We start from the raw sequence: 12722 nt of genomic DNA, 5'->3' as shown, positions 1-12722 counted from the left end.
TCGAAGAGTTTGCAGCGGATAGCGGCACGGGGTCGAAGCAGACTTTGTACTCGCTGGGGGATGAAGACATTGACGAGCGCCCCATGCATCATCAGGCTTGGCTACCACGTGGCTTCGCCAGCGGCGGTCGTTGCCGCCGAAGTCATTGGCATTCCCTCGCATCGGATCGTTCAGCGGATCATTTACCGCCGACTGCCGGAAAATTGCTGGGCTTCGGAAGAGATTCGCCGGGTGCAGCCAGCGCTTACGCCCATCGCGCGCGCCACTACACCTTCATCTCCGCCAGCGCCCGGTGTAGCGGTGCATCGGAAATCTGGATTGCGCCCGTGAACGGGATGTCCATATCCAGCACGATAAAGACGGAGCCGGCGATGAAGAGCGCCGAAACCAGGAACATGGTGATGACGATGGCGTTGGGTGGGGCGCGGTAGCCGAAGCTGGCGAAGACCAGCGTCATCCAGGCGATCAGCATGCCGATGACGGGCATCGGGATCGCGCCTTCCGATTGCTCGACGATCGTCCAGCGTTGATCGACGATGCGGTTATACTGCTCGCGTGCTTCTGCCAGCATGGATTCATGCAGACTGTCGGCCGGCTGGATGGACGCAAGGCTGTTGCCGACAGTGTCCAGCCGCTGCTGGCCGGCATTGCGCGCTTCATGCAGCGCATCGTTGACGCGCTCGGGGTTGGCGATCGCCGCTTCCACATAGGCGATCAGGTATTGCCGGGCATCGTTGCCGGCGAGGCCATAGGTCCGGAGCGTGCGGTCGAGCAGGATCAGGTTGGTGGCAAAGGAATGCACATTGTCGTCGATACCCTCGAACGTGTTCTTGGCCGAATTGATCATCAGGCCGAAAACCAGAGACGCCATGACGACAAAAATGTTGGCGACGAGCCGGACGACGGTGTTGGTATCGTCGTCGCGATGGCGCGCCGGTAGCTTGGGGTAGACATGCATCATGCCGAGAGCTGCGACACTCAGGCAGAGAAAAGCGGCAACGGCAATCAAGATCGCACTCATTCCAGCCCCGCTCCTGCTGCGCCGCCGCCCTCTGGGTCGGGGCAAATCAATGTCCCCTGCCGCATGTTTCTATCCTCAAATCCTATTCGATTTGGGGATAGAAACATGCGGCAGTTCAAAGTGCTACAGCGCCCTTTGCGCGTCCAACAAGGCACGCGGCGCCGCAGGATAGGGCCTTTGGCGATGCGCGCAACGCCCTTACGCGCACCGAACCTTTGCAATGTCGGATCTGGCGGCCGCTCGACATTCAGGGCAAGATATTTTGGCCGGGGCCGGATCATCGCCTCGCGATTGCCGGCCTCACCTCAGTTGCCGTCGCTGGCCGTCGCCTGGCCCAACACCCCCACCAGCGCCTTGCCATCGGTGAAATAGGGATCGCCGCCGCCGTTGCGGCCAGTCGTGGTGGCACCGATGCCGGGGATCTCGTAGGTCGATGCGATCTGACCGGCCTTCTGCAGATCCGCCATCACCAGGTTTCGTTCGGCATCCAGATCCGGGCCGATATGATGGGTGATCTGGCCCGTATCGTGGCTGAAGCCGACGCCGCGGTCGAAGCTGGCCGAGCCGAGCCAGAGCGACCCGCCACCCTCGGCGGCCTCGTTGCTCAACCAGAAGCGCACATGGTTGCGCTCGTCGGCGCTTTTGCCGACCGGCTTTTCGAACGCCAGATCCTGTTTCCTGCCCTCGAAGAACAACGGGCTGACCGGCGCATCGAGGTCGGGCCGATCCAGCACCACGCTCAAGCCGATATCGACCGACGAGCGAAGCGTGATCTTGTCGGCCGGATCCCAGCCGGCCGCCGCGAAGGCGCGGATAACCTGCTCTTTCGAGCCGACAAGGCCGACATTGATGGGATCGCCGGGGATATCCTGTTCTGTGGTGGTCACCATGGAGCTGAGACCGTCAATCCGGCTGCGGTCGCGGAAAAGCCAGAGGTCCGGCAGCAGGAAGTAGCTGATCAGCAGATAGGCTATGAGCCCGGCGGAGAGGACGCTCAACACTGCACGAAGTTTGCTGTGGCGGGTCATCTGCGTTCCCCTCGATCCCGGTGCGGCGATATCAGCTAAACCCGATACGGCCCGGAAAGCAACGGGGCGGCAACCGTGCGATCCTGCCGCCCGCGCCACCGTTCCATCGTCGTCTCGGCAGACCCGCCGCCTGCTCTATCGGCCGAGGTGGCCACCTGCCCATCCACGTTCCGGATACCGGGACGGCGCCGACATCCGCAACCGGGCAGCGTGGATGAAGGAGCAGCGTCTCACGCCGATCATGGCCCGCATGCACATGAATTCATCCGGCCCGCACGAAGCAGGATCGACGCACTTTCAATCGCGGGGGCTATCGTCTGCAGCGCCGCACATCAAGTGTGACACGCAAAAGTCACAGTAACGCCTTCTATTTCATAAATAATTCATTCATGAAATCGATCCTGACCCAAGGAATTATGCAGGACCGGCGACGGGTGGCAGGTCCCGAACGGCCGACAGCTCGATCAGGATCGTGCAGCGCCTCTGCCGCAAGATGCTGCCGCGCCGCCGCCTTCAACAGGATGCGCACTGCCTCTACTCCGCCGCGTGCGCCTTAACCTCCAGCGCCTCCAGCTCGTAGGAGTAGCCTTCCAGCATTTCATAGGCCTGCTCGATGGTCTTGATCTGCTCCTCGGTGGTCTTGATCGCCTCGGCAATCGAGCGGGAGCGAGCGCGCAGCATCGAACCGAGCACGTCTGTCTCCGGCCGTCGACCGAGACGGTCGAGGTGCTTGCGCACGCGGGCGCGGTGGCGCTCCAGCTCGAGGATGTGGAAGCGGCTCTTGACGATATCGTCGGAGAGTTTGCGGCGCATGGCGGCAACGGGATCGAAGCTGCCGGGCTCGCGCTCGTCGAGGATGAAGTCGTTGACCAGCGTCTCCAGCATCATCAGACCCTTGAGATCGCGCGGTTCGGCAAGCTGCGGGTCGTATCCTGTGTCGTCGAAGACCTTCCGGCGCACCGGGTCCTTCAGGAGTTCATAGACCGCCTGCAGCCGAGCAAATTGCTCGGCATCGCCGCCAGAGTCGGGATGGGCCGCCTTGGCCGCCTTGCGATAGGCCGTGCGGATGGTCTGGTCGTTCGCGTCGCGGTCTACGCCAAGCATCTCGTAGGGATCGATCACGCTGCCCCCTGTTCGTCTCGCATTCCGATTTCTCCGCCTGACCTAACGCACGTACCGGAAGACCGGAACCAATCACCGGTAAAGCCTGCGCGTTATCCCAAACATGTTCAAGTGCTGATGCGATGTGAAAGGGATCAGCGTCGCACACCGCCGCCGCGCTCATCGGGGCAATGCCCGTCCGTGGCGGCGGCGCGCACGTTCGGTCGTGGTCGGGACGAAATTGTGGTGAGAAACGGGTCTTCCCCGATTTTTACGCGCCACGCGCGCGCCGAGCGGGAGCCGACCGAGCGCGCGGCGCCCGCAGGATCGGCTGGCCCCTACAGTCACATTCGGCATCGTCCTTCGATATTCCCGGACGTTGGGCAATGTTGCCGCCGGTCGAGAAGAAAAGATATTGCGTGACGGATACCGCAGCTCATCATGCCTGCGCGGGCCAGTGCTCGCGCCGCGTGCGGCCGCAGGTCCAAAACCCCTGAGAATGCTGTGGTTGACGGCTCATTTTCCCGAAATATGCCACGCGAATGGCTCTTGCCTTTTTTTGCAAATACTGTCACTGCTGCTACCGTTCGGGCGTTTTCAATCCCGGAGACTGGACTTTCTCTTTTGTGCCCGGCTTGCCGGGCCGGCCGGAAGCGGCAAATGGACGTTCTTTCCCCGTTATCGTGACTACTCGACGCCTATCCGCTTGCATGCGGAAGACGACACACCCACATCCTCACGGGGGCGCGGGTAAAGCTTTAAGACTGAAGGAAAAGGACTTCTTCCATGGCCACTAAGGGCACCGTAAAATTCTTCAACCAGGACAAGGGTTTTGGTTTCATCACGCCGGACGGCGGCGCTAAGGACGTATTCGTCCACATCTCCGCTGTACAGGCCGCTGGCCTTGCTACGCTGAAGGACGGCCAGGTTGTCACGTTCGACACCGAAGCTGACCGCATGGGCAAGGGCCCGAAGGCCGTCAACATCCAGGCTTCGTAAGCCGGATCGTCCGACTGGACTTTTGGAAGCGGCGCTCCTCTGGGGCGCCGTTTTCGTTTTGGGCTGATCGTTACTGCTGCAGTTGCGTAGCCATCACCGGTGACGTGGTCCCCGACGGCTTAACCGCTACGACGCGTACGCCCGCAGCCGATCAAGCGGCGAGCAGCCTCGATCAAAAGACCTACTCCGCCGCCTGCTTGGCTGCGGCCGCTTCGAACACGGCGTCGAATGCGGCGTGAATGACCTCCGGCCCTGCCCCCTGGCGGGTTGCGTCGGATGACAGGATCTGGCGGTAGCGCCGCGCCCCCGGCCAGCCCTGGAACAGCCCGACCATATGCCGCGTGACATGAGCGAGCCGCCCGCCATTGGCAATGTGTCTGCTCGCATAGTCGGCCATGACATCGCGTATCTCCGCCCAGAACGACAAGTCCAACCGATGGCCGCGCTCGGAGAAGTCCACGCCGTCATGGTCTGATATCGCAGCGCCGGTGAGCGGATGCGGGAAGAAACCATCGACCGCCGTCAGCATGGCGCTGTCGTGATAGGCGGCACGCCCAAGCATCACGCCATCAAGGCCCTTCATTTCCTCGAGCGACTGACTCAATGTCTGAAGTCCGCCATTGAGGCCGATGAAAAGATTGGGATTTTCCACCTTGAGCCGATGCACGAGAGCGTAGTCGAGCGGCGGGATATCGCGGTTCTCCTTCGGCGACAGGCCCTGCAGCCAGGCTTTGCGCGCATGCACCCAGACAGCGTCGGTTCCCGCGTCTGCGACGCGCGACACCAGATCGCGCAGTGCCACTTCCGGATCCTGCTCGTCGACGCCGATGCGGCACTTCACCGTCACCGGGATCTTCACCGCAGCCTTCATCGCCGCCACACATTCCGCCACCACGCCGGGCTCCTGCATCAGGCAGGCGCCAAACGTGCCGGATTGCACGCGGTCGGACGGGCAGCCGACATTCATGTTGATCTCGTCATAACCGAACTCCTCGGCAATGCGCGCAGCCTCCGCCATCTTGCGCGGATCGTTGCCGCCCAGTTGCAGCGCCAACGGGTGCTCCGAGACATCGTAGCCGAGCAGCTTGTCGCGATCCCCCCTAAGGATCGCATCGGCGACGATCATCTCGGTATAGAGCAGTGCATGCTGCGAAAGCCGGCGCGCGAAAAAGCGATAGTGCCGGTCGGTCCAATCCACCATAGGCGCTACGGCGAAGACCGGTGTGTTGAAATAGCGGCTGTTGCGCGACGTTTCGGCCATATCAGGCAAGTCTCTCAAAAACGATCGATGCGCGGCGAGCGCGCAATTTCGACCTTCGTGCGTCCGTCCCTGTCAGATGGGTGCAGGGTGGCCGATTTGTAACAATCCAGGAGGACGATATTGAAACGAATGCGCCAAACTGGCGTCGGATCCGGCATCGCCCGCAGCCCCATAGCACGAGATGGACGCACTGGCCACCCGCAGCAGGTGGCCGTCAGCATCCGCGACGCCCGCAACCGCAAACGTCCTTGCGCGGATTGGGCATCGCCTTTCGATCGCCGCCCGGAACCGGCCTGGGCGGATTGCAACGTCGCACTGATCAGCAGCACCTGCCCTCACGTCATCTTTCGATCACGGCAACACCAAAATTGGCGCAACCGCAAAGCGCAATTCCTTGATAAGAAAAACCCTTGGATTCGATGAAGGGCCATTTTCCATGCAAAGATTCACAGTCGTTGCGGCACTCAGCCTTGCGACCATGAGCGCCTCAACGGCTCTCGCACAGCCCTTCAAAACGCCATCGGCGCTGATCGAGGCGCTCTATGCGCCCTATCTTGGCAATGGCGACACATCCGAGCGCGACGCGTTCTTTTCCGACGGGCTTACCGGGCTTTATGCGACCGACGCGCAGAAGAGCCAGGGCGAGGTCGGTGCCATCGGCTTCGACCCCGTCATCAACGGCCAGGACTGGGACATTGCCGACCTGCGCGTGGGCAAGACAGAAATCAGCGGTCAAGCCGCTGTTGTCACCGTGCGCTTCGAAAATTTCTCCACCCCCGTCACCCTGCGATACAGCCTGATCGATGAAGACGGCAACTGGCAGGTCGACGACATCGAAAGCGTCGAGGGCGACACCCGATGGACGTTGAGCGAGATATTCGCCAACGCGCAGTACTGAAGCGACGCAGCACGGAGGAGAATTCGCGTTTGGCCAGGTCGCGCAAAAGGACGGACGCAAATATCATCGGCTTGACAGGCAGTGTCACAGGCGATTAGGGCAGCGTCCCTGTATCGATACAGTCGCTAGGAACAAGGGAAGACGGCATGAAACGTGCGATCGTGGCACTCCTCACTCTCCAGCTCGCAGCTTGCCAGTCGATGGCGCTTGAAGACCAGGAGATCGCAACGCCGAAGCCCCCGTCCGTGCCGACACTTTCCGGTGCCGATCTTCAGGCCCTCATCGTCGGCAAGTCGTTGCGCTACACGATCAACGGCGTCGTCTCTTCCTACTTTGCCGATGGCCGCTATGGCTACCGCGACTACGAAGTGCGCGACGGCGGAACCTACACCATCGCGGGCGACGAGGTCTGCATCACGTTCGAGGATGGCGGCCGACGCTGCGACCAGTTCGCCCGGATTGGTCCTGATTACGTCAGGATCGAGGAAGGCGGTCGCCAGACCAAAGTGGCAGGCGTCGGGCCGGCCTGAGGCGGCAACATCGTCCTGGGCGCAAGCAATCCGACAACAATTGCCGGAGGCCAGCCTTGACCGACCATGAAATCCGCCCGGCCCGGCCAGACGACGCCTGGCGCTGATCGCGCCTCCGCGACGTACCTCGCTCGCGCATGAGGCCTATCGTGCGCTTCTTCTTCAAAATCCCGATGCCATCGATCGTCCGATCGAACACATCACCCAGGGCGGAACGCTGGTCGCGACCATCGATGCAGTCCTTGCAGGCTTTGCGGTCGCCATCACCCACCCGGATGGCACCGTCGAACTCGACGGCCTGTTCGTCGAACCCCCGATGGGCACGCAAGGGATAGGCCGCCGCCGAGTTTGCGAAGCCTGCCGCAAGGCACGCCAATGGGGAGCGCTGGCACTGATCGTCGTTGCGGCGCCGGACGCCCGAGGCTTTTATGCCGGCTGCGGCTTTGTCGTCAGCGGCGAGCCCCCGACACGCTTCGGCACGGCCGTGACCATGCGCCGGCACCTCGCCGATAAATGAGGTTTCCGGTGCAGGCGCCGGTCGGATCGTCGGCCATCGCGATCCTCTGCCGACCGGTCGCTGCTGCCCGGCTCAACTTCCTAACAATTTGTTAAGCAGAATCGCTGATTGTCCCGAAATGGCATGATTGTCATCGGAGCGAAAACATGAGCTACGATTGGAGCGGCGCAAGACGGCGCCGAACATTAGCGGTCACGGTCAGTGCCGCTCTTATGCTGGCCGCACTGGCGGCAACCATAGCTGTATCTGTCGCTGGCAGGATCTTCTAGCCGCAAGACGCGATCCTGACGGCCGGGAGAAGGCCTCTGAAGCAACCGCTGGTCGGCAATGATCTGAGCGGCCGGCGGTCCGATCGACGCGAGCGGCACGACCCTGCCTTCCTCCGTCGTGTGCCGACGCGTGGCCAGTTGCGAATTCCCGCTGATCCACGTCGCGAACCCCTTATTCCCGAGGGGTTCAATTATCAGGGGTTGTGGCATAGTTCGCCGGGCACTGCGGCTTGGGTGCCGGGGGAGAAAGACGTGAACCCTTTGCGCTCGACACAATGTATCGCGCTGTCGCAGCCGGATATCGACACGCTGCAGCGCGTCTTCGACGACATCTGCGCCGAGCACCGCTGGCCGCGCGACAGCGTCCGCGCCCGCCGGCATGCACGCATGCTGATCGACGAATATCTGGCGGGCACGACAAACGAGCAATTGCTGCTGGTCGTTGGCCGCTGGTTCGCCTCCCGCCTGGCAGAGACATCGACCTCGGCTTAGAGGTTGCAAGGCGGCCAAACGCACCCGGAAAAGCTGCTTACAAAAGCGTTATCCTGCGCTACATTAGTGCAATTGACTGTTTGCCGCGCGGGAGGAGCCCTGCCGCAAGCCGTCCCAATGCCGACATTCATTGAGATGATCTCGAGGAGGAGACGCATGTATCAAATCATCTGGAACCAGCCGATCGAACTAGACCTCGTCACGGGCGATGTCCGCACCGTCAAGGGCCCATCAGACGCGCTTGCCTGCCTTGCCGACCATTGGCCGCGCCGCGGACCGAGCTACGTCGCCGCCCGCAGCGCCTGCCGCGCCGCCATCGACGGCCGTCGGACTGTCGAAGAAGCGCGATTGCTGTTCATCTCGGCCGCGAATGAAGCTGAATTGAAAGCGCATTAGGCAGCTTTTTGCGCCTGCCCTGAGTGCCCTGCACTCACCCTTCGTCGTTGGTATGCGAAGAGCATGCGGGATGACGATTTGATTGGCGTATGACGCCCTTTCAGAGAAATGACGCGTGGCGGCGCGGACGCGCCCCGGAACCGAGCCTGCGCATGGGATGAGATGATTGCGGCTGCGTGCCGATTTGGCGCAGCGTCTTCAAAACGCACACAAATTTCCCGGAAATGGCCCGATTTCTGTCGCGAAACGTTCATTTCTCTCCGGTATATCATGAGGTGCCTCACAAAAACCAATTTCGAAGCGCCTCTGTCCCATTCAAGGGAAAAGCATAATGTCCCGGCAAAGGGACAACGAAAACGGGAGAGATATCATGAGTGAACAGAATCTCTATCGCATCGTTGAAGTCACGGTTACGCGCGGTGGTGACCGTCGCGATGTCGGCATCATGACCGTGCGCCAGGCCCTGGAACTGCAAGTCCCGAGCCTGGAATACAGCCATCCGGAGCTGAACTCTCGCTCCGACGGCCGGTTCCTCACACGCGACCAGTTGCAGGCTTACGCGGGCTGCGCCTGAGATAAACCCTTGCGGCACCCGGGAAGGGTGCTAACGTCCGGCTGGGATTCTAAACAGCCGGACAATCATGCAAACAGTCATTCCACTTTCGCCACCCGTCCTGTTGCCGATCGCCGGCAGCCTCGTGGGTTTTCCGGTGCGCCGGGTCTATTGCGTCGGTCGCAACTATGCGGCCCACGCCATCGAGATGGGGCACGACCCGGATCGCGAGCCGCCGTTCTTCTTCCAGAAGAACCCGGACAATCTGCTGGTGGCAGACAAAGCCTTCCCCTATCCGCCGCGCACGAGCGATGTGCACCATGAGGTGGAACTCGTTGTCGCCCTGAAAAGCGGTGGCGCCGACATCCCGGTCGAACAGGCGCTCGACTGCGTCTACGGCTATGCCGTCGGCATCGATTTTACCCGCCGCGACCTGCAGGCTGAAGCCAAGAAGGCCGGCAAGCCCTGGGCGGCGGCGAAGGCGTTCGAGCATTCTGCGCCCGTTTCCGAAATCGTTCCGGTCGAGGCGATCGGCCACCCCGCCAACGGCAATATCTGGCTGAAGGTCAATGGCGAGCTGCGCCAGCAGGGCGATCTCGACCAGATGATCTGGAGGATTCCCGAGGTCATTTCGGAGCTTTCGCGGCTGTTCACGCTCGCCCCCGGCGACATCATCATGACCGGGACACCGTCGGGTGTCGGTCCTGTGGTGCGCGGCGACGCGGTAACCTGTGGCGTCGATGGCGTGGCCGCCCTCGCCGTCACCGTTCGCTAGGATCTGAGCGCTTCCGCAACCGTCTTGGTGGGCGTCACGGAAGCGCTCTTTCTTCCCGTCTTGATGCATTTGCTGCCGCGCACTGTGCGGAAGATGCGCTAACCGCAAGGATCGCCCGATGCCGCTCTATGCCCTTGGACCGCTGCGCCCGCAAACGCCTGCACAGGGCAGTTATTGGGTGGCGCCGGATGCCAATATCATCGGCCAGGTGGAAATCGGCGAGGATGTCGGCATCTGGTTCGGCGCGACCCTGCGCGGCGATAACGAGCCGATCCGGCTCGGCGCCGGCACCAACATCCAGGAAAACACCGTCATCCACGTCGATCCCGGCTTTCCCGTAACCATCGGCGAAGGCTGCACCATCGGCCACGGCGCGATCATCCACGGCTGCACCATTGGCGACAACTCGCTGATCGGCATGGGCGCAACGGTGCTGAATGGCGCCAAGATCGGCCGCAACTGCCTGGTCGGCGCCAATGCGCTGGTGACCGAGGGCAAGGAATTCCCCGACAATTCGCTGATCGTCGGATCGCCGGCCAAGGCGATCCGTGAGCTGGACGATGCCGCAATCGAAGGGTTGAAGCGCTCGGCCAGCCACTACGTCAAGAACTGGCAGCGTTACGCGATGCAATTGACGAAGCTCGACTGAACGCGACGCGCTCCAAGCAACGGTGGCCGCGCCTTTGTCAGGCGCAGCTCTGGCAGTGGCCGCGGATCTCGATGGTGGTCTTTTCGGTCTTGAAGTTCTGCGCCCGCGTCAGCGCCGACAACCGCTGCTCGATCGCGATGTCGTGGAACTCGGTGACCTGGCCGCACCCTTCGCAGATCGTGAATGCCGTGACCCCGTGGTCATGCTCGTGCTCGTGCGGGCATGTGCACGCAACGAAGGCATTGAGGCTTTCGAGCCGGTGCACCAGGCCATACTCGAGCAGTTTGTCGAGCGCGCGATAGACCTGCAGCGGGGCGCGAAACCCCTGGTCGCGCAGCTTGTCGAGAATGGTGTAGGCGCTCAAAGGGCCTTCGGAATGGCTGAGCGCATCCATCACCATCGTCTGGTTCTTGGTCAGTTGCGGGGTCGCCATCAATGATGCCCTCCAGGCGTGGAATGAGACGCTGTCTCCAACCGACGCCGCCCGATCGGCAGCAGACTCAGTACGAAAAGCGCAAGTGCTGCAACGACGATAGACGGTCCCGACGGCGTATCCCAGTGCAGCGAGCCGAAAAGTCCGCCGGTCACCGCAAGCGCACCGATCACCGAGGCGAGAACCGCCATGATTTCGGGTGAGGTCGAAAAACGCCGGGCTGTCGCCGCCGGAATGATCAGCAGCGAGGTGATCAGGAGGATGCCGACGATCTTCATTGCAATGGCGATCACCAGCGCCATCAGCAGCATGAAGAACAGCCGCGCCCGCTCCGGCTTCATGCCCTCCGCTTCGGCGAGTTCCGGATTGACAGTGGAGGCCAGCAGCGGCCGCCACAGATAGACGATGGCGAAGATCACCAGGATGCCGCCACCCCAGATGATGTCGATATCGGATTCCGATACCGCCAGGATATCGCCGAAGAGAAAGCCGACGAGATCGATGCGAACCCAGGTCATGAAGGCAACGATGACGAGGCCGATCGACAGCGCCGAATGCGAGAGGATGCCGAGCAGCGCATCGGTCGACAGCGCCCCGCGCCGCTGCAGGAAGAGCAACAAGACCGACACGGCAGCTGCAACGATGAACACCGCCACCATCAGGTTGAGGTCGAGAAGAAGCGACAGCGCCACGCCGAGCAGCGCCGAATGTGCCATGGTGTCGCCGAAGTAGGCCATGCGCCGCCAGATGACGAAGCAGCCGAGCGGGCCTGCCATGACGGCGATGCCGATGCCGGCGATCAATGCGCGGACGAAGAAATCGTCAAGCATCGCCCTTCTCCTTCAGCTCGAAACCATGCAGGCGGCTATGGTGGCCGCAGCCGCAGTCGTCGCCATGGTCGTGCACGTTGTCGTCCTCGTCGTGGTGATGGCCGTCGCCGGGGTAACAGTGCTCGGTGATCGAGCCATCCGCGTGCAGCACGCGCCCGTCTGGCAGATGGGTGTGATCGTGATTGTGGCTGTAGACCGCAAGCGTGCTGGCCGCGCGTCTGCCGAACAGCTTCTGGTACTCCGGGCTCTGGCTGACCGCCTGCGGCGTGCCGCGGCAGCAGACATGGCCATTGAGGCAGACCACCGTATCGGTCTCGGCCATGACGATATGCAGGTCATGCGAGATCAGCAGGATACCGCAGCCGGTGCGGTTGCGGATCTGCTTGATCAGTTCGTAAAGCGCGATCTCGCCACTGAAGTCCACGCCCTGCACCGGCTCGTCGAGCACGAGAAGATCCGGCTTGCGGGCGATCGCCCGCGCCAGCAGCGCCCGCTGGAATTCGCCGCCCGACAGATGCTGCACCTCGGCCTTCGCCAGATGCAGCACGCCTGTTGACGATAGCGCCTCCTCGATCTCGCGACCTTTCAAGGGTCCGGTCAAGGTCATCAGCCGCTCGACCGTCAAGGGCAGCGTCCAGTCGACCGCAAGCTTCTGCGGGACATAGCCGACCTTGAGCCCCGGCTTGCGCTCGACATAGCCCTCGTCGGCCTTCATCACGCCGATTGCGGTCTTTGCCGTCGTCGACTTGCCCGAACCGTTGGGGCCAATCAGCGTGACGATCTCGCCGGGACTGATCGAAAACTCGACGCCGCGCACCAGCCAGCGGCCGTTGCGGCTGACACCGGCATTGTTCAACCGGACCAGCGGTGTCGTTTCTGGGGATCGGAAATTCAGCATCAAAAAATTCCGGATTGGCGGTTGCCACTGGCTATCGCACACGTTATAGCATAACGCAATTGATGTAATAAC

Annotated in this window: 17 protein-coding genes; 9 read left to right on the top strand and 8 right to left on the bottom strand. The window is 62.0% G+C overall.

Translation table 11 applies throughout. The annotated features are described in order from the left end of the window. Window positions 1-265: 265 nt before the first annotated feature. The 3 genes from BLJAPNOD_RS12820 to BLJAPNOD_RS12810 form a co-directional block, all read right to left on the bottom strand. Window positions 266-1021, bottom strand: a complete 756-nt coding sequence (locus BLJAPNOD_RS12820) for a DUF4239 domain-containing protein (protein ID WP_077503769.1) — start codon at window positions 1019-1021, stop codon at window positions 266-268. Between the two features lie 305 nt (window positions 1022-1326). Then, window positions 1327-2049 carry an LssY C-terminal domain-containing protein gene (locus tag BLJAPNOD_RS12815; RefSeq protein ID WP_115420084.1) on the bottom strand — a complete coding sequence of 241 codons (723 nt, stop codon included), beginning with the start codon at window positions 2047-2049 and terminating at the stop codon, window positions 1327-1329. 534 nt (window positions 2050-2583) lie between these two features. Then, window positions 2584-3153: a J domain-containing protein gene (locus BLJAPNOD_RS12810; RefSeq protein ID WP_115421280.1), complete on the bottom strand. Its 570-nt coding sequence runs from the start codon at window positions 3151-3153 to the stop codon at window positions 2584-2586. Between the two features lie 783 nt (window positions 3154-3936). On the opposite strand from BLJAPNOD_RS12810, the gene BLJAPNOD_RS12805 reads away from it, so the two are divergent. Continuing rightward, window positions 3937-4149, top strand: coding sequence for a cold-shock protein (locus BLJAPNOD_RS12805; protein ID WP_025427309.1), 213 nt, complete (start codon window positions 3937-3939; stop codon window positions 4147-4149). A gap of 181 nt (window positions 4150-4330) precedes the next feature. Here the strand turns inward: BLJAPNOD_RS12805 and dusA are convergent, their stop codons facing one another. Together dusA and BLJAPNOD_RS35375 are read right to left on the bottom strand one after the other, a co-directional pair. Beyond that, window positions 4331-5410: a tRNA dihydrouridine(20/20a) synthase DusA gene (dusA, locus tag BLJAPNOD_RS12800; protein WP_115420083.1), complete on the bottom strand. Its 1080-nt coding sequence runs from the start codon at window positions 5408-5410 to the stop codon at window positions 4331-4333. Between the two features lie 14 nt (window positions 5411-5424). Continuing rightward, window positions 5425-5739, bottom strand: a complete 315-nt coding sequence (locus BLJAPNOD_RS35375) for a hypothetical protein (protein WP_158556121.1) — start codon at window positions 5737-5739, stop codon at window positions 5425-5427. Window positions 5740-5846: 107 nt separating this feature from the next. Between BLJAPNOD_RS35375 and BLJAPNOD_RS12795 the strand changes: the two genes are divergently transcribed. The 8 genes from BLJAPNOD_RS12795 (at window position 5847) to BLJAPNOD_RS12755 (ending at window position 10489) form a co-directional block, all read left to right on the top strand. Next, entirely contained in the window at window positions 5847-6308 is a 462-nt protein-coding gene (locus BLJAPNOD_RS12795) for a DUF3828 domain-containing protein (RefSeq protein WP_115420082.1), read from the top strand. A 146-nt stretch (window positions 6309-6454) separates the two neighbouring features. Beyond that, entirely contained in the window at window positions 6455-6838 is a 384-nt protein-coding gene (locus tag BLJAPNOD_RS12790; protein WP_077503774.1) for a hypothetical protein, read from the top strand. A gap of 97 nt (window positions 6839-6935) precedes the next feature. After that, window positions 6936-7355, top strand: coding sequence for a GNAT family N-acetyltransferase (locus tag BLJAPNOD_RS12785; protein WP_115420081.1), 420 nt, complete (start codon window positions 6936-6938; stop codon window positions 7353-7355). 521 nt (window positions 7356-7876) lie between these two features. Then, window positions 7877-8116 (top strand): hypothetical protein, encoded by a 240-nt coding sequence (locus BLJAPNOD_RS12775; protein WP_115420079.1) that lies wholly within the window; start codon window positions 7877-7879, stop codon window positions 8114-8116. Window positions 8117-8272: 156 nt separating this feature from the next. Beyond that, window positions 8273-8512, top strand: a complete 240-nt coding sequence (locus BLJAPNOD_RS12770; protein ID WP_077503778.1) for a DUF982 domain-containing protein — start codon at window positions 8273-8275, stop codon at window positions 8510-8512. A gap of 367 nt (window positions 8513-8879) precedes the next feature. Next, window positions 8880-9086: a hypothetical protein gene (locus tag BLJAPNOD_RS12765; RefSeq protein ID WP_077503924.1), complete on the top strand. Its 207-nt coding sequence runs from the start codon at window positions 8880-8882 to the stop codon at window positions 9084-9086. 67 nt (window positions 9087-9153) lie between these two features. Next, the gene (locus tag BLJAPNOD_RS12760) at window positions 9154-9840 is read left to right on the top strand and encodes a fumarylacetoacetate hydrolase family protein (protein ID WP_115420078.1); all 687 of its coding nucleotides are present in this window, start codon (window positions 9154-9156) and stop codon (window positions 9838-9840) included. 118 nt (window positions 9841-9958) lie between these two features. Beyond that, window positions 9959-10489, top strand: coding sequence for a gamma carbonic anhydrase family protein (locus BLJAPNOD_RS12755; protein WP_115420077.1), 531 nt, complete (start codon window positions 9959-9961; stop codon window positions 10487-10489). 37 nt (window positions 10490-10526) lie between these two features. On the opposite strand, the gene BLJAPNOD_RS12750 is transcribed toward BLJAPNOD_RS12755, so the two are convergent. The 3 genes from BLJAPNOD_RS12750 to BLJAPNOD_RS12740 are packed head-to-tail and all read right to left on the bottom strand — an operon-like array spanning window position 10527 to window position 12650. Beyond that, the gene (locus BLJAPNOD_RS12750; protein ID WP_077503781.1) at window positions 10527-10922 is read right to left on the bottom strand and encodes a Fur family transcriptional regulator; all 396 of its coding nucleotides are present in this window, start codon (window positions 10920-10922) and stop codon (window positions 10527-10529) included. Beyond that, window positions 10922-11752: a zinc ABC transporter permease subunit ZnuB gene (znuB, locus tag BLJAPNOD_RS12745; protein ID WP_115420076.1), complete on the bottom strand. Its 831-nt coding sequence runs from the start codon at window positions 11750-11752 to the stop codon at window positions 10922-10924. Before znuB ends, BLJAPNOD_RS12750 begins: the two co-directional genes overlap by 1 nt. Continuing rightward, the gene (locus BLJAPNOD_RS12740) at window positions 11745-12650 is read right to left on the bottom strand and encodes an ATP-binding cassette domain-containing protein (RefSeq protein WP_115420075.1); all 906 of its coding nucleotides are present in this window, start codon (window positions 12648-12650) and stop codon (window positions 11745-11747) included. Before BLJAPNOD_RS12740 ends, znuB begins: the two co-directional genes overlap by 8 nt. Window positions 12651-12722: the final 72 nt, after the last annotated feature.

It is taken from the genome of Ensifer sp. M14, from assembly GCF_003355565.1.
GTDB lineage: Bacteria > Pseudomonadota > Alphaproteobacteria > Rhizobiales > Rhizobiaceae > Ensifer.
This window is presented reverse-complemented; position numbering and strand designations above follow the sequence as displayed.